Annotated in this window: 18 protein-coding genes, 2 tRNA genes and 1 pseudogene; 16 read left to right on the top strand and 5 right to left on the bottom strand. The window is 62.7% G+C overall.

Going from position 1 to position 22113, the window contains the following annotated elements; all coding sequences use genetic code 11:
- From ACE1EY_RS08025 to ACE1EY_RS07995, 7 genes and pseudogenes are all read left to right on the top strand, one after another.
- Positions 1–308: pseudogene (locus ACE1EY_RS08025) on the top strand (homogentisate 1,2-dioxygenase); the annotation flags it as partial.
- A gap of 38 nt (positions 309–346) precedes the next feature.
- On the top strand, positions 347–1363 hold the full coding sequence (locus ACE1EY_RS08020; RefSeq protein WP_291514269.1) for a fumarylacetoacetate hydrolase family protein: 1017 nt from the start codon (positions 347–349) through the stop codon (positions 1361–1363).
- A complete protein-coding gene (maiA, locus tag ACE1EY_RS08015) occupies positions 1360–2004 on the top strand; it encodes a maleylacetoacetate isomerase (protein WP_370299908.1) in 645 nt (214 codons plus the stop codon). Before ACE1EY_RS08020 ends, maiA begins: the two co-directional genes overlap by 4 nt.
- Positions 2001–3929, top strand: a complete 1929-nt coding sequence (locus tag ACE1EY_RS08010) for an acetoacetate--CoA ligase (protein WP_370299907.1) — start codon at positions 2001–2003, stop codon at positions 3927–3929. Before maiA ends, ACE1EY_RS08010 begins: the two co-directional genes overlap by 4 nt.
- A 45-nt stretch (positions 3930–3974) precedes the next feature.
- Positions 3975–4050 (top strand) — tRNA-His (locus ACE1EY_RS08005).
- A 74-nt stretch (positions 4051–4124) separates the two neighbouring features.
- Positions 4125–4200 (top strand) — tRNA-Lys (locus ACE1EY_RS08000).
- Positions 4201–4292: 92 nt separating this feature from the next.
- Complete coding sequence (locus ACE1EY_RS07995; RefSeq protein WP_370299906.1) at positions 4293–4838, top strand: DUF4124 domain-containing protein; 546 nt, start codon at positions 4293–4295, stop codon at positions 4836–4838.
- Between the two features lie 35 nt (positions 4839–4873).
- On the opposite strand, the gene ACE1EY_RS07990 is transcribed toward ACE1EY_RS07995, so the two are convergent.
- Positions 4874–5725, bottom strand: coding sequence for a response regulator transcription factor (locus tag ACE1EY_RS07990; protein WP_370299905.1), 852 nt, complete (start codon positions 5723–5725; stop codon positions 4874–4876).
- A 134-nt stretch (positions 5726–5859) separates the two neighbouring features.
- Between ACE1EY_RS07990 and ACE1EY_RS07985 the strand changes: the two genes are divergently transcribed.
- The 3 genes from ACE1EY_RS07985 (at position 5860) to ACE1EY_RS07975 (ending at position 9327) form a co-directional block, all read left to right on the top strand.
- Positions 5860–7488, top strand: a complete 1629-nt coding sequence (locus ACE1EY_RS07985; protein WP_370299904.1) for a beta strand repeat-containing protein — start codon at positions 5860–5862, stop codon at positions 7486–7488.
- A gap of 23 nt (positions 7489–7511) precedes the next feature.
- A complete protein-coding gene (locus ACE1EY_RS07980; RefSeq protein WP_370299903.1) occupies positions 7512–7739 on the top strand; it encodes a hypothetical protein in 228 nt (75 codons plus the stop codon).
- 82 nt (positions 7740–7821) lie between these two features.
- Positions 7822–9327 (top strand): hypothetical protein, encoded by a 1506-nt coding sequence (locus tag ACE1EY_RS07975; RefSeq protein ID WP_370299902.1) that lies wholly within the window; start codon positions 7822–7824, stop codon positions 9325–9327.
- A 44-nt stretch (positions 9328–9371) separates the two neighbouring features.
- Here the strand turns inward: ACE1EY_RS07975 and ACE1EY_RS07970 are convergent, their stop codons facing one another.
- On the bottom strand, positions 9372–9818 hold the full coding sequence (locus ACE1EY_RS07970) for a TlpA family protein disulfide reductase (RefSeq protein ID WP_373928063.1): 447 nt from the start codon (positions 9816–9818) through the stop codon (positions 9372–9374).
- Positions 9819–9870: 52 nt separating this feature from the next.
- Between ACE1EY_RS07970 and ACE1EY_RS07965 the strand changes: the two genes are divergently transcribed.
- Both ACE1EY_RS07965 and ACE1EY_RS07960 read left to right on the top strand, forming a co-directional pair.
- Positions 9871–10848: a helix-turn-helix transcriptional regulator gene (locus ACE1EY_RS07965; RefSeq protein ID WP_291514278.1), complete on the top strand. Its 978-nt coding sequence runs from the start codon at positions 9871–9873 to the stop codon at positions 10846–10848.
- 240 nt (positions 10849–11088) lie between these two features.
- Entirely contained in the window at positions 11089–12534 is a 1446-nt protein-coding gene (locus ACE1EY_RS07960) for an HAD family hydrolase (RefSeq protein ID WP_370299900.1), read from the top strand.
- A gap of 14 nt (positions 12535–12548) precedes the next feature.
- Here the strand turns inward: ACE1EY_RS07960 and clpB are convergent, their stop codons facing one another.
- Together clpB and ACE1EY_RS07950 are read right to left on the bottom strand one after the other, a co-directional pair.
- Entirely contained in the window at positions 12549–15155 is a 2607-nt protein-coding gene (gene clpB / locus ACE1EY_RS07955; protein WP_370299899.1) for an ATP-dependent chaperone ClpB, read from the bottom strand.
- A gap of 76 nt (positions 15156–15231) precedes the next feature.
- Positions 15232–15657: an Hsp20/alpha crystallin family protein gene (locus ACE1EY_RS07950; protein WP_370299898.1), complete on the bottom strand. Its 426-nt coding sequence runs from the start codon at positions 15655–15657 to the stop codon at positions 15232–15234.
- Positions 15658–16603: 946 nt separating this feature from the next.
- On the opposite strand from ACE1EY_RS07950, the gene ACE1EY_RS07945 reads away from it, so the two are divergent.
- The 4 genes from ACE1EY_RS07945 (at position 16604) to ACE1EY_RS07930 (ending at position 20579) form a co-directional block, all read left to right on the top strand.
- On the top strand, positions 16604–17380 hold the full coding sequence (locus ACE1EY_RS07945; protein ID WP_291514282.1) for an SLBB domain-containing protein: 777 nt from the start codon (positions 16604–16606) through the stop codon (positions 17378–17380).
- Positions 17381–17460: 80 nt separating this feature from the next.
- Positions 17461–18591, top strand: a complete 1131-nt coding sequence (locus tag ACE1EY_RS07940) for a hypothetical protein (protein WP_370299897.1) — start codon at positions 17461–17463, stop codon at positions 18589–18591.
- Positions 18592–18618: 27 nt separating this feature from the next.
- Complete coding sequence (locus tag ACE1EY_RS07935) at positions 18619–19833, top strand: glycosyltransferase (protein ID WP_291514284.1); 1215 nt, start codon at positions 18619–18621, stop codon at positions 19831–19833.
- Between the two features lie 2 nt (positions 19834–19835).
- On the top strand, positions 19836–20579 hold the full coding sequence (locus ACE1EY_RS07930) for a sulfotransferase domain-containing protein (protein ID WP_291514285.1): 744 nt from the start codon (positions 19836–19838) through the stop codon (positions 20577–20579).
- A 94-nt stretch (positions 20580–20673) separates the two neighbouring features.
- On the opposite strand, the gene ACE1EY_RS07925 is transcribed toward ACE1EY_RS07930, so the two are convergent.
- The gene (locus ACE1EY_RS07925; protein ID WP_370299896.1) at positions 20674–22113 is read right to left on the bottom strand and encodes a glycosyl hydrolase; all 1440 of its coding nucleotides are present in this window, start codon (positions 22111–22113) and stop codon (positions 20674–20676) included.

The raw sequence follows: 22113 nt of genomic DNA, 5'->3' as shown, positions 1-22113 counted from the left end.
TCGAGTCAGACCCCGGCGCGCTGAAGGTGCCGTTCTTTCACAACAATGATGACTTCGACGAGGTGATCTTCTATCACGCCGGCGACTTCTTCTCGCGGGACAATATCGAGCCGGGCACGATCACCTGGCACCCCAGCGGTTTTACCCATGGCCCGCACCCCAAGGCGCTGGCGGCGGGACAGGCCAGCGCCAAGACCTTCACCGAAGAAGTCGCGGTGATGCTGGATACCCGCGATCCATTACAGGCCAGCGATGCGCTGAGCACGGTTGAGCTGCCCGCCTACGCGGACAGCTGGCGCGCCGGGTAAGTCGTCTTGACCTTCGAACTCCAACCCAAGGAAACCGCATGAAATTAGCGAGTCTGCGCGATGGCACCCGTGACGGTCGGCTGCTGGTCGTCAGTCGCGATCTGACCCAGGCCGTCCTCGCGCCTTACGCCACCTTGCAAGCGGCGCTGGATGACTGGGACGAGGCGGAACCGCAATTGCAGATGGCCTCCGAAGACCTGGCAACCGGCCGCATGGATGACGCCTTCCCATTTGACCCGGCGGCCTGTGAATCACCGCTGCCGCGCGCCTACCAATGGGCCGATGGCAGCGCCTATGTAAACCATGTGGAGCTGGTGCGCCGCGCCCGTGGAGCCGAGCTGCCGGAGAGCTTCTGGACCGATCCGCTGATGTACCAGGGTGGCTCGGATGGATTCCTTGGCCCGCGCGATGCCATCGAGATCTTTGATCGCGGCTGGGGCGCGGATTTCGAGGCGGAGATTGCTGTTGTCACCGACGATGTCGCCATGGGCAGCTCGCCCGACGCCGCAGCGGAGCGGATTCGGTTGCTGATGCTGGTCAACGACGTTTCGTTACGCAATTTGATTCCCGGTGAGCTGGCCAAGGGCTTCGGTTTCTTCCAGAGCAAGCCGGCGAGCAGCTTTTCGCCGGTCGCCGTCACGCCGGATGAGCTGGGCAGCGCCTGGGATGGCCGCAAGCTGGAGGGCGAGTTGTGTTCCACGCTGAACGGTGAGTTGTTCGGCTGCCCGCAGACCGGCGACGACATGACCTTCGATTTTCCGCAATTGGTTGCGCACGCGGCCAGGACCCGTGGCCTCTGCGCCGGGTCGATCATCGGCAGCGGTACGATTTCCAACCGCGGTGAGGATGGCGGGCCGGGCAAGCCGGTGGCTGATGGCGGCCGGGGTTATAGCTGCATCGCCGAGCGGCGGATGCTCGACAAGATCGAAACCGGAGAATTCAGGACGCCGTTTCTGAAAGATGGCGACACGGTCGGCATCGACATGCTGGATGACGACGGGCAGAGCATCTTCGGTGCGATCAAGCAGACCGTGGTCGAAATCGATCGCCCGTGATTCGGCTTTACAGCTACTGGCGCTCGTCATCCAGCTATCGAGTGCGCATCGCGCTGGAGCTGAAACGGGTGGCCTATGAACTGGTGCCGGTCCATCTGGTGCGCAACGGCGGCGAGCAACGACAGGATGCTTATCGTTCGATGAACCCTCAGCAGTATGTCCCGCTGCTGGAAGACGGAGCGACGCGGATCTCGCAGTCGCTGGCCATCATCGACTACCTGGAGGCTCTGGCCCCCGATCCCGGGCTGCTGCCCGAGCAACCCGCGAATCGGGCGGCCGTGTTGTCGTTCGCGCAGACCATCGCGAGTGATATTCAGCCCTTGCAAAATCTCAGCGTTTTGCAATACCTGACCGACGAGCTAGGCCACGCGCCGGCGATGCGCCAGCAGTGGTCTGCTCACTGGATAGACCGAGGTCTGCAGTCGTTGGAATCCCAGTTGGCAGCGTGTGCGCCATTCACTTGCTGTTTTTCCGATGAACCCGGATTGGCGGATGTTTGTTTGGTTCCGCAGATGTACAACGCTGAGCGATTCGGGGTAGATCTGGAGCGAATGCCGCGTCTGGTGCGCATCACACGACATCTACGAGCCTTGCCCGCGTTCCAGCGGGCTCATCCCGATCATCAACCGGATGCAGAATGACTGAACCCCTTTGGACTCCCAGCGCTGAGCGAATTGAGGCCAGCGTGTTGCAGCGGTATCGCCAGGCCCTGGCCGAGCAGGGCGCCGGATCGTTTGCAGACTACGCGTCATTGCACCGCTGGTCTGTGACAGAACCAGGGGCGTTCTGGCGCAGCATCTGGACGTACTGCGACGTGCGCGGCGCGCGCGGTGCTCGGGACGTCACGGAACCGCCCGATGCCATGCCGGGCACGCGCTTCTTTCCCGACGCGCAGCTGAACTTTGCCGAGAACCTGATCGAGCGAGGATCCGATGGCGACATCGCCATCATCGCGACCGGAGAGGGTGTCGAGGATCGTCAACTCACCCGCGCACAACTGCGCGAACGGGTCGACGCCGTGGCCGGCTGGCTGTTGCAGCAGGGCGTCGAGCCAGGTGATCGAGTCGCCGCGGTCATGCCGAATCTCCCCGAGACGATGATTGCGGCGCTCGCCAGCGCCAAGATCGGGGCTGTTTGGTCATCCTGCTCGCCGGATTTCGGCATGCAGGGCATTCTCGATCGCTTCGAACAGATTCGGCCCACCGTGCTCATCGGTGTTGATGGGTATCGCTATGGCGGCAAGGTTTTTGACATCCGCGATAAGCTGGAAGCCGTGCGCGCCGTGCTCACGACGGTCAAGCGCGTGGTCATGGTCAGCTATCTGGGCGAGGCGGCCGTGCCGGGTTGGATCGCCTGGAGCGATGTCACCTCCGAAGGCTGCGAATACCTGCCGCTACCCTTTGATCACCCGCTGTACATTCTGTTTTCCAGCGGCACGACGGGGCAGCCTAAATGCATCGTGCACGGCGCCGGTGGCACGCTGCTTCAGCATTTGAAAGAGCATCAGCTGCATTCCGACGTGGCGCCGGGGGATCGCGTGCTGTACTTCACGACCTGCGGATGGATGATGTGGAACTGGCTGGTGTCGGCGCTGGGCAGCGCGGCCACGGTCGTACTCTACGAAGGCAACCCGGCCTATCCATCCACCGACGTGCTGTTCGACATTGCGGCGCGGTACGAGGTCACGTTGTTGGGGGTATCCGCCGGCTGGATCAATGCGGCGCGACAGGCCGGCAGCGAACCCGTCAAAAGCCATGACCTGCATGCGCTGAAATCCATCTGCTCAACCGGCTCCCCGCTGTCGCCGGAAGGCTTTGCCTACGTGTATTCGGCGATCAAGCCCGACGTGCAACTGGCATCGATTTCCGGCGGGACCGATATCGTCTCCTGTTTCGTTTTGGGTAATCCCACGCTGCCTGTCTACGAAGGTGAGATTCAGTGCGCAGGGCTGGGCATGGATGTCGATGTGGCTGACGAGAACGGCTGTTCGCAACCGACCGGAGAGAAGGGCGAACTGGTCTGCCGAGCACCGTTCCCCTCCATGCCCGTGGCGTTCTGGAATGATCGCGATACCGCGCGATATCGCAGCGCGTATTTCGAGCATTTCCCCGGGATCTGGCATCACGGTGACTTTGCCGAGAAGACCGCCCACGGCGGATTCATTATCCATGGCCGTTCGGATGCCACGCTCAACCCCGGTGGCGTGCGCATCGGCACCGCGGAGCTTTATCGCGTGCTCGACCGCATGCCGGAGCTGGCCGACGCCGCAGCGATCGGCGCGCTGGTTGAGGGTGACGTGCGAATCGTGTTGTTTGTCGTGCTGGCTCCGTCTGCGGACCTGGATGCCGACTTGGCGCAGGCGATTCGCCGGCGCCTTCGCAGTGAAGCCTCGCCGCGACACGTGCCGAAGGATATCTTTCAGATACCGGCGATTCCCAAGACCCGAACGGGCAAGACTGCCGAACTGGCACTGAGGACCTGGATCGAAGGTGGGGCGATCCGGAATCGCAATGCGCTGGTTAACGCCGAAGTGTTCGATACGAAGCCACCGGCGTTGTCACCCTAACGCAATCTCACTATACTTCGCGCCCCGCCGAACTGGCGGGCGATGGTGGGCGTAGCTCAGTTGGTAGAGCCCCGGGTTGTGATCCCGGTGGTCGTGGGTTCAAGTCCCATCGTCCACCCCATTTTTTCGGCGTTCGGTTGTTTGAACGCTCGCGCCGCAGGCCGAGCAGTCGAAGAACGGGCAATTGAAGAAATAGGGCCGTTAGCTCAGTTGGTAGAGCAGGTGACTCTTAATCACTCGGTCCGCAGTTCGAGTCTGCGACGGCCCACCAATTAAATCGACAAGTCGGCCTCGCTTTGCGGGGCTTTCTTGTATTGAGGGATGTCCGGTGAAAAGTGGCCCGGTTGATGGCAGGATTTCACGGTGAACCCACCGCCGGCTGTGATCAACGCGACTGACGAGGCCCGGACGGGACCATGCGTCGTCATGTGCCGGCGTCGGCAGGCTATCGGAGCGATCGGCCTGCTCTGCACCTTGGTGCTGCCGTGGCTGATCGCGTTCCCGGCGATGGCGGCCGCGACGGCGTATATCTGCGAAGACGGTTCCGGACACCGTTCCATCCAGGATCGGCCCTGTGCGGCTGCGTCGTCGTCGAGGGCCGTGGACATCGAAGCGCGAGCGGCTGCACCCGCTGTTTCCAGCGAGGGTTCGCGCCCCCCGAGCGTGGCCGGAAAACCCCAGCGGCGTGTGGATCGCGGATGGTCGGCTCGCGATGCGTCCCGCTGTCGCCAATATCAAGAAGGTAAATTTCAGCTCCAGTCACGCATGCGTGCCGGGTATACCGTGAGCGAAGGCGAGCGTCTGCGATCTGGCCTCGACAAGCTCAACGGCATGTTGGAGAGCCGTTGCCGCAAGGTGCCGCAGCGCTACTGGGTTCGGGGTAATGCCAGCGATAAACCGCCGGGCTGAACGGCCTGTGCCGGCGCGATCACCGGGCGGTTATGTCAGCGTGCCCGGCCGCGGGCTGAATTCAGCGCATCCGTATTCTCGGTCAACCATTCCACGAGCGCGGAACGGCGGTTGATTCCGAGCTTGTCGTAGACCTTGTAAAGGTGTGTCGACGCCGTCGAGGGCGCCATTTCGAGTTGACGGGAGACTTCCTTGAACGTCATCCCCGACGCGATCAGCTGCGCGACTTCCAACTCCCGTGGAGACAGATCAGGCAAGCGCCGGTCGGGCCGGACCCGTAGTCGGATATGTACCGAGTTGGGCTCGACGTAGAAGAAGAGTCCTTTCCATGTCATGCCATGACGCAATGCCGTCGGAGACTGGTCCAGCGACATCGGTAGACGACGGGCATCCCAATCCGGCTCGTTGCGACGAACCAGGGCGACGAAGCGTTCGTTGGCATAAATGACTTCGCCATCAGCATCGACAGTCGCATGTCCCAGTTCGTCACCACCACCGCGGGCATCGGCCAGGTGCATATCGAACTCGTCATGGAATTCGATGGCTGAAATCAGCGTGGAGCAGAGCGCATGCGCGAGTTCCGTAGGGAGTATCGAGCTGTTGTCGAGTTCTCCGAGGGTGAATCGGTGCTCTCGATGCGTGTCGTTGATCGTGACGGACTGCATTGCGGTCCCTGTGGACGCATTGGCGTCGTGGTCATCCGGCCACGTGAACACGGTCTTCTCGATGCCATCGGCGCCCGCGACATTCCAGCGCACGAATGACACGGCGAATTCTTCGGCAAAGGCCTCCGCGACGTCGGAAAAAACACCCGCATCGCCCGCCCGCATGGTCCGCCCCAGCATTTTTCGCTGAATCAGAAAGAAGCGGTCCCAGATTGAATTCATTGGCAAGCTGTCCTTGGTTCGTCTCTGCCTCGTAATTTCTACGACCGTAGTTTTTACGATCATAGACGTTACGATATGCGGGCTCTCGCGAGCATGTTGTGATGTGGTCGTCTACTGCCTACCGGAGCGATCACATGCGCACCCCAATTTTTGCAATTTCGGCCCTTGTCGCCAGCACCGCCGCCCAAGCAGGCCCTGTAGGGAATCTGCTTGGCGCGCTGTCGGGCAACGACTCGGTTTCGACCACGCAGCAATCGTCGGCTGGTGCGGTGCCGCTACTGGGCGCCACGGTGGCATCGCTGCGCGGAACCACCTCCGGCCTCACCGCCGGGCTCGTAGGATTGACCAACAACATCAGTTCTGCGCCTTTGCCTGGACTGAGCGCGGTCGATGGCCCGTCGGACGGCTTTCTGGATATCTCCGTTTTTGAAACCGGGCCGGACGGCTCGGGCTATCCGGTGATTCTCGCCTTGACCGAACCGGTGATTGGTCAGCCGTTGGCGGATCTTGTGCTTGGGCAGATGCTGGGTCTGGGCGGCGAGAACAACATGCTCGATATCGCAGTACTCGGTGGCAACCAGGTTGGCAACACCGGCAACGACGGTCTGCTCGGTACGGCGGTGCTGTCCGGCGCGGACGCCGGCAACGGTGGCCTGCTGGGAATCGGGATTCTCAATGACGACAACACCGGCACCGGCGGTTTGCTGGGTCTTGCCGTGTTGAGCGGAAACAACGCGGGGCAGGGCGGCGCGCTTGGTGTCGGCCTGCTCAACGAGAACAACTCCGGCAACGGTGATCAGCTCGCGCTGGGCGTGCTGTCGGGCACCCATTCTGGGCAGTCCTCAGAGGGCCTTGGTATCGGCTTGCTCAACGATGGTGATGCACTCCACATCATGTATGGCGGCGACACGCTGTTCACGCTCGATGCCGCGGCTTCTCAGCTGGCGGGCCTGCTGCCAATCGGCGAGATCTATGACGGTATCTGGATCGGAACGGGCGAAGACGTGACCAGCGCCAACGATTTGCTGAACATCGGCGTGCTGGCCGGCGACAACGCGGGCTCCGGCGGCTTGATTGGCGTCGCGGTTCTGTCCGGCGACAACGCCGCGCAGGGCAACCTGATCGGGCTTGGTGTGCTCAACGGTGACAACAGCGGCAATAGCGATGGTCTCGGTGTGGCGGTGCTCTCTGGAGATAACAGCGGGAATGGTGCCTTGGGTGTCGGTGTGCTGAACGGTGATAACTCTGGCAATGGCGGCTTCCTCGGCGCAGGCGTGCTCAACGGCGACAACTCCGGTAATGGCGATGTGATCGGTGCCGGTGTCCTCAACGGCGACAATGCCGGCAACGGTGGCCAGATCGGCGTTGGCGTACTGAACGGCGACGGCAGCGGCAATGGAGGCACGCTGGGTGCGGGTGTGCTCAATGGCGACGAGTCCGGCAATGGTGGCCAGATCGGCGCTGGTGTGCTCAATGGTGACGACTCCGGCACCGGTGGCGCTCTGGGGCTGGGCCTCATCAACGACACCGATTCCGCCCCTGGCGACGGTAACGGTGGGAATGGCGGCAATGGCGGTGGTGACGGTGGCGTGGGTGGTGACGGCGGCACGATTATCGATGTGGCCAATAACCCGGATGAAGGCACCACTGGCGCGGAAAGCCTGGTCCGTGAATCCGGCACCGAGCTGCTCTGCGGTGTTACAGATGACTTGGCGTCCCGTGCAGACCTGAACTGCGACGCATCGGCTGACAGCCGCGTCTAGGCGAGGGGAGGCATACCATCGTGATGGATGAAATCGACGAAATCGATATCGCAGACGGCATCAGTGCACGCTTGGAATACATCAGCTGCATGACCGATGCTCTACGTGACAAGGTGAGTGACGACAGCACGACAGGGACCGCGGTTGGCCAGCTCAGCATCCTCAAGTCCGAACTGGATCAGGTGCTGGAACTCACGGAGGCCTTGAACCATCGGTTGCTGTGTCGCCAACCACGCCAAGTGAAAGCCTAGCTAGACGAAGGCGAGGGCTTACAATATAGCCTGCCGGCGTGAACCCACCCGGCGGGCATTTTTTTCAGGGAAGGAGTCAAGCATGGCTGTAGATGTGCCACCATCACTGCCGCCGCAGCAGGGAAGCGCTCAGACAATTCAATCAGCTGCGTCCGGGTCTGCGTATGACCTGACGTTCGATGGATTCACCATTCGGGTTGTTGATGACAGCGTACTGGGACAAGAAGCGGCCGCGGGCGCCGTCGACGGCGCCGAAGATCTCTCGGCGGCCGTTCGCGTGATAGGTCGAGCCGCCTATCTCCAAGGTTATCCGGCCAGCCAGCTCACCTACGCACGGCAGGGCAATACCGTGTTTGTGCATCTGGCCCCCGGTCGCATCGACTCGGTGGCAGCGCCAGAGGCGCTAACGCCTTACTTCAAAGGCTTGACCGGCGAGTCGCCTCGCGACACACAGCTGGAACCCCGCCGAGCGCTGGCCAGCTTGCATTCGAATCGCGCTGGTCGTGATTACTCGATGAGTCTGGACGACAACCAGCTGACAGTGACCGAGCGGGATAGCGACCGCCCGGCCGGGGAGGTCTACCTGGAGATCGGCAACCCGGGGAATCGGTTCGTCGGTCGGCATTTTCTTGATGTGATGGTCAAGGGCGGCACCGAGTTTGGCGGTGAGTTCACCGGCTTCGGCCGCAGCGCGCTGGTCGGCCTGAACGAAGCCGACCAGTCCGACGATTTTGCCGAGCACTTGTTGTCGTATTCACAGGTCACGCGTTTCGGTGTCTTCACGCTTGCGGGGCATCGCGTGGGTTATGACCAGGTTGTGCTGGACACGCCGCTCGAAGCCGAGCTGTTGGAAGGCGAGGTCTCCTGGCTCTATCCGGTGTTCGCGGACTTCTCGTCGCGCATGACGACCTTCGCCAAGGTCGAACGCACGCACAAGGAAACCGATATCCAGAGTAGCGGCACGCTGGTGCAGAAGGAGATCTACACCTCGGCAGAAATCGCGATCGGGTACACCAAAACCTGGCTAACCGAGAATGGGCAGTTCGAGTTGGAATCCAATCTCGCCGGGAAGCAGGGTTTCGGCGACGATGACGAACCGCTGACCTTTGCTGATCTGGGTTATCTGCTGGTCAGGCCTACGCTACGCGGCCGCTACCTCACCGATGGCCACACGTTCACTGCGGAAGTGTTTGGACAGTGGACCGAGGATGCCGTCCCCGAACAGCAGCAATGGGTGCTAGGTGGCACGGGCAGTCTGTATTCGTCGCTGCCGGGCCTAGCGGTCGGGGATTCCGGCGCCGTGGCACGCGTGCAGTGGGAGCCGCCGGAGTACTCGTTCAACATTTTGCAGGTTGGTCTGAAGACGTTCGCCGAGTACGGCATCACCCGCTTCGAAGACAACGTGGGTGGGCGTGACACGGACGACCGCAGTCAGGCGGACGTCGGGGCTGAAATCACCGGCAAGCTACCCTGGGGGCTGGAAGCAGCGATCGGCTCGGCCATCGAGTTGACAACCTCTGGCGTGACGGATGCCGCGGAAGAAGACGCAGACGCGAACTACTACTTCCGGGTTCGGCAGACATTTTAAGCCGGTAGCGGAACCGTGGTTGACCGAGCGCCGGGCAGTTTCTGCTAGAGACGCAGCGCTAGGTCCATCTGAACGTACTTGGCGAGCTGGGTCGGAACGGTGTTCCGACTCGGCTCGTAGACCGGCTCACCGTTTGCGTCGACGACCACGACCCACGGCACCGATTGCACGCCGAATCGCTCGGCAAGCGTCTGACCGTCGGCGATTAGCTGCAGGTCCTGCCCACCCTTCCGCAGCAAGGCCTGCGCGGCGTTGGCCTGCGCGCCGATGTTGACGGCCTTCACCGGAATACCGTGCAAGGCGCCGGACATGTGCAGCGCATCCATGTCCTTCAATACGGCATCACACCGACCACACCAACTCGCCCAAAACACCAGCACCGAGTAATCGGACTCGTCGGCGACGTTGACGTTGTTGTCGTTGCCCCAAACGGAGACGCTTGCCATGGCAAGTAGGAGTGCGGCGACGAATTGAGTGGCGAGTTGCTTCATGGCCGTTAGAATGGCCTAATAAAACTCCTTCAAATAGGATAAAAAAGGCCCAATGGAAGGGTTAATAAATACTGGGCATATCACCGGACTGGTTGCGAATCTGTTCGAAGGGGCATTGAGTCAGCCGCCCGAGCGGTTTCGAAGCTGGATGCTGGAAGCCGTCGCGACGGCCGCTTCGGCGGACGGAGCACTGTGGCGGCGCGCGAAGCGCGGCGCCGGTGCGCATGCGCTGACCGTTTGGCAGTTGCCACCTCAGTTCCCGCGCGCCTGGGAGGGCAGCGCCGAGATCAACCCACTCAAGCTGCACATGCGTCAACGCCCCGATGTCGCCGAGTCACTGGCGCGCAGCTGCGCACCCGAGCCGGTGCCACGCACGCGGGTATATCGGCGGGTGCTGGAGCAGCATGGCGTGCGTGACGCCGTGGGTGTGCTGATGGTGGACAGGGTGCTGGAGCTCAACACCGAGATCGTACTGACCCGGACCAGTGAGGCCCCGTTCACCGATGATGAGATCCGTGCCTTCCAGTTGATCGCCCCGGCGATGATCGGCGCGGCGACCCAGGCGTATTTTCTGGGTCTGGCCAAACCGGCTGGAACCCACGCACATCGGCCATCCGCCGTGGTGGATGCCGGAGGCGCGGTACTGGATGCCCAATGGGGGTTCCGCTCGCTGATGCAGCGGCATTTTCCGGGCTGGACCGGGCACCAGCTGCCATTCGATGTCCCCGAGTCCCTGCATCGCTCGGAGTTGTCGGTCGGTCCGCTTCAGGTGTATGCGGAGCACTTAGCGGAGTTGACCTTGCTGCGGATCTGGGAGCGCGAGCGTCTGGAAGTACTGACGCTGCGCGAACGTGAGATCGCCGATCGGCTGGTCAGCGGTGCGAGCTACAAGGTCATCGCACAGGAACTGGAGCTGTCTCCGTCGACCGTGGCCAACCATGTGCATCGCATATACGGCAAACTGGGGATCGGGAGACGCCGCCAGCTCATCGACCTGTTGACCGGGTCGGCGAAAGACGCTGGACGGTGAATGGACGCATGGACCTCCCCGAGCCCTGTCGTTTCGGCACCGGGAGAAGGGGTGTATGGGGTGAACGCCACGCCATCGCCGTCGCGATATCGCTACATTGCCGAACGGTCACCAAACCTTTATCGCCGGTGGGTCATGCTTGAAGCTTCTCGAGTCTGGGCGTCGCGGCCCTGCACTGGTTGCCGCCGCCTCGCCCAAGGGCGTCGCGTCGGTGTCCGCCGCAGCAATTAGGAAATACCGATGGAAGACGTCATGGAGGGAACGGAACCGGATTATCTGTGCACGCCAGAGCAGGCGCTGCATGATGTGGCGCACGCCGAGACCCCAGTGCTCGTCGACTTTGATGAAACACTTTGCTTGAGGAATTCAACCGAGGAGTTCATCGACCAGGCCATGTTCGGCCTGCTGGCCGCGGTGCTCCTGCGCGTGCTGGAGATCACCAAGCCCTGGCGCTGGACGGGTGGGGAGCCGACGCGGGATGTCTGGCGCATTCGGGTCATCCTCTACACCATGCCGTGGCAGTGGTCGCGCTGGCGACGGTTTGTGCAGCGGCGCGGCCCGGAGATGCTCAACCGGCCGCTCTCCGATGCGCTGCGGCAATCCCGAGGTCGCGTGGTGGTCGCAAGCATCGGTTTTGAGCCGATCATCCGGCCGCTCCTGGAAGCGATGGGCTGGGGCGACGCTGAGTTGATCGCCTGCTCGCTGTCCGGTTTCGATGATCGAGCGAGAGGAAAACTCGCGCTGGTACAGTCCAGACTCGGGGCAGAGGTGGTGGCGCAATCGCTCGTGGTCACGGACTCTCGCTCCGATGCGCCATTGTTGGCCGCGGCGGCGCAGGGTCAGCTAGTCGATTGGCCTGATGCCCTCTACATGCCAGCCTTGCGCCGGGTGTACCTGCCGTTCGATTACACCACCAAGGTCAAGCGGCCGGGCGCCAAGTATCTGCGCCGGAGCATTCTGCTTGATGACTTCATGTATTGGCTGCTTGCGACCATCGCACTGACCAACGCACCCGTCCTGCACGTGATCGGGCTCGGCTGCCTGCTGGTTTCGTTCTGGGCGATTTACGAGACTGGCTATGTGGACAACGACCGCTGTGGCGAGCTGTACGAATCTACGCCCAAGCTTTCTCGTCAGTACGCAACCCATATGGTGGCCACGCCAAGATGGCAGCCATGGCTCTGGTCCTTAAGCTTGGGCGTGGCGGGCATCGCCTTGCTTAGGCCCGACGGCGAGCTTGTGCGTATCACCGCGGTCTGGGTGCTCGCCTTGCTGGCGTTGCACGCGCTGTTTCGTATCTACAATCGTGTCGATTACTCGACCCGCGTCTGGCTGCTCTACGTCCTGCAGTTGGCCAGGGCGTCTGCCTGCCTGTTGGTGGTTCCGGCGAATCTACCGGGCGCGATGGCGCTGATTGTTCAGGCGATCTGTCGCTGGATTCCGTACTACATCCATCGCAATTTCGGGCTGAAGTGGGCGCAGCCGCGGATGTTGGTCGGGCGTGTGGTTCTCTATGCGGGGGCGGTAGCGCTCCTGTTCATCGTCGACCCGTTCGGGCCTGTCTGGACTTGGACAACGCTCGCTGTACTGGCCTTCGGCATCTTCAAGGCCCGACATGAGTTTGCCGAGGTCGTGCGAGAAGCCAGCCGCCTGAATGATCCAAAGGCAGGCACGACCAAAGGCTGACCTCCGACGAGCACTCAGCCGAGTTCGCTCCGAAACAGGAGTGACTCCGAATCTGCATCGAAATCGACCTGCACTGTCGACCCTGGTTCGAAATCACCCGCCAGAATCCGATTGGCCAGCGGGTTTTCCACCAACTGTGTCAGGGCGCGCTTGAGTGGCCGCGCGCCATAGACAGGATCGAATCCGGCATCGGCCAGGCGATCCAGCGCGGCATCGCTGAAACGGATGCCGAGGTCGCGTTCCGCCAGACGCTGGATCAGGCCGCTCGCCTGGATCAGCGCGATGTCTCGAATCTGCGCCTTGGCCAGTGGATGGAACACGACGGCCTCGTCGATGCGGTTGATGAACTCGGGCCGGAATTGCTGGCGAACCACTTCCATCACCGCTTCGCGGATGGCCGCGTAGTCACCGGCCTCCTCGCCCACGGACAAATCCTGGATCAGATGGCTGCCCAAATTGGATGTCATCACCACCACGGTGTTGCGGAAGTCCACGGTGCGGCCCTGACCATCGGTGAGACGACCGTCGTCCAGCACCTGCAGCAGGATGTTGAACACGTCCGGGTGGGCCTTTTCGACTTCATCGAGCAGCAGCACGGAGTAGGGCTTACGGCGCACCGCCTCGGTCAGGTAGCCGCCCTGATCGTAGCCGACATACCCGGGTGGGGCGCCGATCAGCCGCGACACCGAATGCTTCTCCATGAACTCGCTCATGTCGATACGCACCAGGTTGTCGGTGGAATCGAACAGGAATCCGGCCAGGGTCTTGCACAGCTCGGTCTTGCCAACACCGGTGGGCCCCAGGAACAGGAAGCTGCCGACGGGTTTGGACGGGTCCGACAGGCCGGCACGCGAACGCCGGATGGCGTTGGCCACCGCAGTGATCGCCTCGTCCTGGCCGACCACCCGCTCATGGAGCACCGTTTCCATCTGCAATAGTTTTTCGCGCTCGCCTTCCATCAGCTTGGCGACAGGAATGCCAGTCCACTTGGAGACGATCTCGCCGACTTCCTCGTCGGTGACGCGGCTCTTGAGCAACTGGAACTTGCGTTGTTCGCCGTCGTCGGCTGCCTGGGCCTCGGCGACCTGACGTTCCAGCGCCGGGATGCGGCCGTACTGCAGTTCAGACATGCGCGTCAGATCACCGGCGCGGCGCGCATGCTCCAGTTCGATGCGGGCGCGCTCCAGTTCTTCCTTGGCGCTGGATGCGCCCTGGACGCTGGCCTTTTCCGATTTCCAGATTTCCTCCAGATCGGAGTACTCGCGTTCCAGCTTGGTGATGTCAGTCTTCAGCGATTCAAGGCGCTTGCGCGATGCCTCGTCGGATTCCTTTTTCAGGGCCTCCTGCTCGATCTTGAGCTGGACGATGCGACGCTCCAGACGATCCATCGCCTCAGGCTTGGAGTCGATTTCGATGCGAATGCGGCTGGCGGCCTCGTCGATCAGATCGATGGCCTTGTCCGGGAGCTGGCGGTCGGAGATGTAGCGATGTGACAGCCGCGCTGCGGCGATGATGGCCGGGTCGGTGATCTCCACGCCGTGGTGGACTTCGTAGCGCTCCTTGAGCCCCCGCAGAATCGCGATGGTGTCTTCCACCGACGGCTCATCGACGACCACCTTCTGAAACCGGCGTTCCAGCGCGGCGTCTTTTTCGATGTTCTCGCGATATTCATCCAGCGTCGTCGCGCCGATGCAGTGCAACTCGCCCCGGGCCAGAGCCGGCTTGAGCATGTTGCCAGCATCCATGGCGCCTTCGGCCTTGCCGGCGCCCACTAGGGTGTGGATCTCGTCGATGAACAGGATGATGCGGCCTTCCTGCTTGGACAGGTCCTTGAGCACCGATTTCAAGCGTTCCTCGAACTCGCCACGGAATTTGGCTCCGGCGATCAGCGCGCCCAGATCCAGCGACAGCAGGCGCCTGCCGCGCAGGCCGTCCGGCACCTCGCCGTCGATGATGCGTTGCGCCAGGCCTTCAGCAATAGCGGTCTTGCCGACGCCGGGCCGACCAATGAGCGCGGGATTGTTCTTGGTTCGCCGGGATAGCACCTGGATCACGCGGCGGATTTCCTCATCGCGGCCGATGACCGGGTCCAGCTTTCCGGCTTCGGCGCGGGCGGTGAGATCGATGGTGTATTTCTCCAGCGCCTGACGCTGGCCTTCGGCGTCTGCGCTGTCGACAGGTTCGCCGCCGCGGATGGCTTCGATGGCGCGTGCCAGGGCGTCTTTGGTGCAGCCGGCATCCCGCAATAACTGACCCGTTTTGGTCTTGTCGTCGACCAGTGCGAGCAGGAACAAGTCCGAGCCGATGAATTCGTCCTTGCGCTGCTGGGCGAGACGATCGGTGAGGTTGAGGATGCGGGACAGGTCGGCGCTTACCTGAACATCCCCCGTTGCCTGTCCGACCGTGGGCAGGTGATCGATCAGCGCGTCCAGCCGGTTGCGGACGGCGTCGACCTGCGCGCCGGATTGAGCGAGCAGCTGCCGCGACGCACCTCCATCCTGATTGAGCAGCGCGAGCAGTACATGCGCCGGGTCGATCTGCGGATGGTCCCGACCGACCGCCAACGATTGCGCATCGGCCAGTGCCTGCTGGAATTGTGTGGTCAGTTTGTCGGTTCTCACTGGGCTTGCCTCGTAGACATCGATGGGTTGCGCACGGCAGCCGGGGCGGACCCCCGAAAGCCGTGCGCAGTCTCGCTTAGCTGACCCGGACGGTGATTTGTCGGGGCTGGCTGCTTTGCTTCTTGGCGATCTGCACCGTTAGCACACCCTGTGCATAATCGGCTTCGATGGCCTCGTCGTCGGCGACATCGGGCAGACGGAACTGACGGACGAACTTGCCCTGGATACGTTCGACGCGGGTGAAGCGTCCAGCCTCGTTCGCCACAGCCTCGCGCTCACCTTCCACCGTGAGCACGTTCTTTTCGACACGGACTTCGATGTGTTCAGGGCTCACCCCTGGAACATCGAGGCGGACGAGATAGTGGCCATCGGTTTCTTCGATGTCCGCCGCCGGCGTCCAGGCACGGCTGGCCTGTTGGCTTTGGCTGGCATCCATCCAGCGGTCGAGTTCTTGCGATAAGGCGTTGAACACGCCCACGGGTTCATAGTGCTTGAGATTCACGTTGGACCTCCAGTGTGGTTTCGGTTGAGTCACCACCGGGCAACGCCGGGGATGTCTGCGATTTGGGGGTTGACAAATCCGGTTCAAGCCCTTGTTTCACAGGCATAAATCCCCATACGTCGGGGTTTTGGGGTTAGAATCGTGAGTTATCGGGGATCGGCAGACGTTCATGGGTTTGGCTGATTCGGATGGGCCGGAGACGGTCGAGCGCCTGGGTCGACAACGCCGAATGATGAATTTGTTCAACAGCAGCAGGGTAGGGACTCAGTGGGCGGCCGCGGGGCGTATGCTGGCGGTTGCCGCCATGGCTGCCTGTGCGCAGGTTGCCTGGGGCCAGGGTTATCTGGAGCAGGAGGACCCGCGCTGGGTCTCGAGCGACCCCTGGCCCGTCGAGGAGCAGCCTGCGCGGATACCGCCACAGGCATTTGCGGGCGACCGGCGTGCGCTGCGTCCGCCCACGACCATTGTCATCCCCGATCCCGCGTCTCAACCATCGCGTCCACCGCAGCGGTCTCAGCAATCCAGGCTTCCAGCCCAGCCCGCGCCGCTGCCTCGCCAGCAGGTGCCCGCGCCAGATGTCGACCCCTATGGTCGCTGGGTGGAATCAACCGCGTCGGCCGATCGCGCCCGGCAGAGCCCGAAGCCGGTGCCCCGTGTTTTCGCCATTCCGGAGCCGCAAATTCTGGGTGGGCCTCGGGCTCGCGGTACTGCCGGTCAGCACGACGTAATCCAGGATAAAGCCGTGCCGTCTGCGCAGACAAATGCGCGCATTTCCGGGTATCGGTCGCTGCCCGCCGAGCGAGCCGTGGCGCCCGTCGACGTCGCGCCGCAGCTGCAGCGCGCACCGACCGCATCGGAGACGCGGACTCGTGAAAGACCAGCGCCAGAGGTTTTTCCGCCGCTTCGACCAGCCGCAAAGCCACCAGGATCGCCCGACGCTGGGCCAATGCAGAGTCGGCTTCCGGCTCCTGCGACGCTGCCGCGACAGCCGGCTGGCTTTGGTCACGACTCAGGTCTGGGGGCAGGCGACAGCATTCGAGTCAACGTGTTCGGGCAGCCGGACTTGGCGACCGAAACGGTGGTCGGGGACGACGGTAGCGTCTCGCTGCCTTTGATCGACCGGGTGCAGGTGGCCGGGCTATCCACCCAGCAGGCCAGTGACCGGGTGGCAGCGGCTTACGAAAGCGGCGGGTTCCTGAAGCAACCGCAGGTCAATATCACCATCGAGGAGTTGCGCAGTCGCCAGATTTCGGTGCTGGGCTCCGTCGCGTCGCCCGGACGATTCCCGCTTGAATCGTCGACCACTGTGCTCGACGCATTGGCGTTGGCCGGAGGCATCACTGCCCAGGGGTCCAGAACAGTCGCGCTGGTCCGGCGCGGTGGTGATCGACACCAACGCTATTCGATCAACCTCGACCAGTTACTGACCGCGCAAAACACCGGCACCATCGATTTGCAGGCCGGCGATACCATCTATGTCCCGGTCGCGCCGAAATTCTATATCTACGGCGAAGTGCGCCGGCCGGATGCGTATCCGCTGCCGGAGTCGATTACGGTGATGCAGGCAATCTCGCTGGGCGGTGGATTGACGGACCGGGGCAGTGATTCCAAGGTCAAGCTGAAACGCACGCTTGAAGATGGTCGGACGGTCACGCGCTCGGTCGGGCTGGAGGATCGGGTACAGCCTGACGACGTGATTGTCGTGAAGGAACGTCTGTTCTGACTGCTCGTACATCGGCCTCTGCCGGATGGTCTGCTATAAGTCACCCATTCCCCGAAAAGCCGGTCCTATACTGACCTCCCATGGCTGACTCAACCAAACCCACTGTGAAGCGCGGCATTCTGGCGACCCGGATCGGCGGCGGCCGGATCATCGATGCGGAAGCCAGCGAGCAGGATTCCGCACGGCTGAAGCGCACGTTGAAGTCCGAGCAGGACACGCAGCCCCCCCGTCAGGCGCAGGCGCGCCCCCGCGTGGCGCAGCCGTCCAGCGTTGTGGCGAGCGCCGATAGCCCGTCCCGGCGGCAGAACAGCGCCACGTCCGTTTCCGTATCCCGTGCTGCTAGCCGTGACCGGGCTGCGGCGACGGCCCCAGGTGCCGAGGCGTCGTTCGAGTCGCAGCGTTTGGCCGGGCCAGAATCGTCCTCAGGGCGGCAGCCGAAGGTCGCTCCGGATCTCCATTCATCAGCAGCGATAGAGAATGGCCCCGAGCAGGCCGCGCCGACGGTTGGCAACGCTGCCGGCAGCGCGTTGCCGAAGGCGCTCGGACCGGTCGCCACGATTCATCAGGTGCCGTTGAATCCGGCGCAGGCACTGGTCACAGTGCTAAGGCCCGAGTCGGCGGAATCTCGCAACTATCGCGGACTGCTGGCCAGGACCATGCCGCGACTCGAGCAGATGAAAAAGCGGGCGGTCGTGGCGTTCGTGTCTGCAGGGCAGAGTGCCTCTCGTGCCTCCGTGCCGGCCAATCTCGCGGTCATGTTATCGCGGTCGGGACGCCCGACATGCCTTGTCGATGTCGGACTACAGGCCGGACAGTCGAGCGCGCTGTTCGGTGTCGCTGAGCAAGATGGTCTGGCCTCCTGGCTGGCAGGCGAGTCGGGGCTTTCGGGCTATCAGTTCGATGAGTTGCCCGAGTTCACCCTGATCACAGGTGGAGCCACTCAGGATCGTGTCTTCGAACGCGTGCTTCATCCGCGGTTCAGGGAGTGGCTGCATGCCGACGCCAGTCGGCGCGGCACCGTCCTGCTGGATGCGACGCAGGTGGACGGAATCGCTGATGCCCAGGCTGTTGCCTCGGTCGCGGGAAGCGCGATCGTGGTCATCGGGCGCGATGTGGACCCGGTTTCAGAGACGCGTGCGCTGGTCGCTGAACTGCGGTCGCACGGCGTGGAACTGATTGGAACAGTCTTACTCGATCGAGCGTTGGCCTGAATGTCATCGTCGACTGCAGGAGCCCCGGTGACCGATCAGCCTGCGCTGACGATCTTTTGCCACGATGCCCCCTATCCGCCGCATCACGGCGCCAGAGTGGACATGTCGCGGCGAATCGAGGCCCTGCATGCGCTGGGTGTCCGCCTGCAGATCGTCGCGTGGTGGTGTGACGGCGGATCGCATGATGCGCTTGAGCGTTCATTGCGAGCGGTCGCTGATGACGTGCTGGTGCTGGATATTGCGCGGGACCTACCAACCAAGATTCGCAAATCGCTGTTGCTGGCACGTTACCCCTGGGAAGAGGCCAGTCGCTGGCTGCCGGCTGCCCAGGTGGCGCAGGTGGTCGCTCGTGTCGAGGCGTTTGCGCCCGATGCTGTCCTACTGGACGGGTTGCACGGCGCGCGACTGGCCTTGGCTGTCTGCGATCGCTTGGCGCTTCCGCTGTTATACCGCTCGCACAATATCGAATACGTCTATGCGCGTCGGCTTTACGCCACTTCACGCGGGCGTCAGCGGCTGCGCCGCTTCTTCACGGCCTGGCGGGCCGAACCCCTGGAAACGCGTGTGATCGAACACGCTGCACGGGTGTACGACTGCTCTGCGGATGACATGAAATTCTGGGAAGCACGAGGTTATTCCCACTTTCGCTGGCAACCCCCCATCGTGCGTGTCGAAGCGCTGGTCGCCGACGGTCACACACCGAGCCATGACGTCGGATTCATCGGCAATCTGACCATGGACAACAACGTTGACGGCATCACCTGGTTTCTTGGCGACGTGCTGCCCCGATTGACGGAGCGTCATGGCGCGGTGCGGGTGCTCATCGCCGGCCGATCGCCGGTGCCCGCACTGCAAGCGCTGTGCGAATCCTTGCCGGACGTCACGCTGATCGCTGATCCCGACGATGTGCGCCCGCTTTATGCGCAGGCCCGAGTCTTCGTCAATCCCGTGCGCCAGGGCAGCGGCATCAAGGTCAAAACCCTGGAGATGCTGGGATTGGGCGTGACATTTGTAACGACCCGTGAAGGCGCGTCCGGATTGCCCGACGACATACGCGATCAGCTGCCAATTGCCGATGATGCCGATACATTCGCGGCCGAGCTCCACGCGCAGCTCAGCGCGGCCGACGCCGGCACCGCGGACGCGGTTGCCATACCCGATGTGTTTTCGTCGCAGGCGCAGTCCGTGATCATCGACGACATTCGTGAACTTAGCCGACCAGCAATTCCAGGAGCGACCTGACGGTGTCGACCCGATTCTGCATCATCGCGGCCCCGAGAACGGGCTCAAACTGGCTTTGCAGCGTCCTGGACACGCAGCCTGCCGTGGTCTGCCACTACGAAGTGTTTCACCGCTGGGAAATCTACTCGAGTTTCCATGAGCCGCTCCGCAGTCGGCCGCTACTCTATGCCGGGCTGCGCCTCTATCGAGATCTGATGCCCATGCGGTTTCTTGATGCGTTGATGCAGCGCAGTTTCGCGGCGCATCCGCAGGCGCAGGCGGCAGGGTTCAAGCTGTTCCCGGGCCATAATCGCCGGGTCTTGCGCGCCATTGTTCGCGACGAGAACTGGAAGGTGATTTTCCTCACCCGAAACAATTACCTGGCGCAATACTCGTCCTTCAAAATCGCCAAGGCCTCCGGGCAATGGGCCAAGGGGAATGTGGTGCGACGCGGGTCGGCGAAGAAGAAGATCCACTTCGACGCCACCGAATTTCGCCGCTTCGCTTCGCGCCGGGACGCCGAAACAACGCGGATCAGTGCGATGCTGGCATCTCGCGAACACGTCCAGCTGGACTATTCCGAGATCGCGACGCGCATGCACGAAGTGTTTGAGTTGCTGCATATCGGGGCGCCGGATGGCGACGCATTACGCACCCAGATCGAAAAGCAGAACACGAACGATTTGCTCGCCCGCTTCGACAATCCGGATGCCGTGCTGGACTGTCTGTCCGCACAGCAGCAGGCCGATTACCTGGGGACGCGCTGAGCCGGCTGTGGCCTGATGTCCGCGGACCGCGCATGGGTGAGCTTGATGGTGAGCGAGTTCGCGCGTAGGTCGCGGCGAGTCAGCGTTTGGTCGTTCAATCCGCCTTGTTCGGCGGTGTGGAGCCCCGCCACTCGTCCAGCGTGATCGTCACAGGCGCGCGATAGGCGTCGCTGAGGCGTTGACGCGGCACGGAGCGGGGGCCTTGTTCTGCGCCCTCCCAGGTCAGGAAATAGGCCCATCGGACCCCCTGTTCATGCATCGCTTCGGTGTCCGGTGCCCCGCCGACTTCGGTCAATGCAATGAGTTTGCGGCCGTCGAAGCTGCGGTGGAGCTTTTGCCATTCCGCATTCAGCGTGGCACTGCGGTCCTTGGGGTAGGCATCTACGCCGACGATGTCGACGAATGCATCGCCTGGGTACCAGGTCATGTCGAGTTCGGTCGTGAAGCTGTAAACCCAGATCAGGTTATCGAGGCCATGCAGCTCGGTGAGGCGTTGAAACAGCAGGCGCCATAGACGTTTCTGCGTCTCCGGGCCATGTGCACCCCACCAGAACCAGCCGCCCTCAGCTTCGTGTAGCGGCCTCCAGAGGATAGGGACGCCCGCTTGCTGGTAGCGGCGCAGCTCGACCGCAATCGCGTCGATATCCCGCAGCAGCAATGCGTAGCGGGGGCTGTCGGGCTGATCCAGCACCTCGGCCAGCGGAAACCGGGTGGCCTTCGAGTAGAAGGGGCTGGCGCCGGGTGACCAGTTGCGTGCCTTGTTGTCCGTGGGTGCGTGCCAGTGCCATGCCAGCGAGATCACGTGGCCAGACTTGGCCGCGGCGAGATAGTCTGCCGTTGTGCCGAATCGCGTCTGAGTGTCCGGCTGTCCCCCGAACGTGAGCCAGTACGGCGAGTAGATCACCAGGTCGCCTCCGATGATCACCGGTCGTCGCCCCGTGACCGTCTCGATATGAGCGAGTTCCGATGCTTCCTGCTGCCCGCTCAGCGTGCTGTGGCCGTAGGATTCCTGCAGACGAGCAAACAGCGCCTGCGTCTGGCGCGATGCCCGGGGTGAAACCAGCGTGGCGGGGACTGCGCGCAGCGGCCGAATGGGCGGGGCCGGGACCAGCTCAAGCGCATCGATCTCGTAGTAATGCCAGCCTCCGCCAATCCGGATGATATTGCGGCCTTTCTGCAGTGTGACGAGCCCGGCATCAATCGACGTAAAGCGGTTGCTGGCCGGCAGCATGATGCGGTTGCTCTCACTGTTGACCGTGAAATCGATGCCTTTCTTGCCGTGGGGTGTCCGGTACCGCAGGCGCGCTTGCAGCCGTTCCGTGGCCGGGTGCTGGATGGTGAATTCCAGGTAATCGGCATCCGATTTATAGCCTTGGGTGTAACGGTATCCCGAGGCCAGCGGAGACCGGCTGCTGCTGACCTGGCCATGGAACTCTGCCTGCTCGGCCTCCAGCGTTAGCGCCGATAGGCCAAGCGAATAGGTGCCGCCCAGTAGCAGGGCAAGCAGCCGGAGACATGAATGGTTGAGAGGCAT

Source organism: Abyssibacter sp. (genome assembly GCF_964229365.1).
Taxonomy (GTDB): Bacteria; Pseudomonadota; Gammaproteobacteria; order Nevskiales; family OUC007; genus Abyssibacter.
This window is presented reverse-complemented; position numbering and strand designations above follow the sequence as displayed.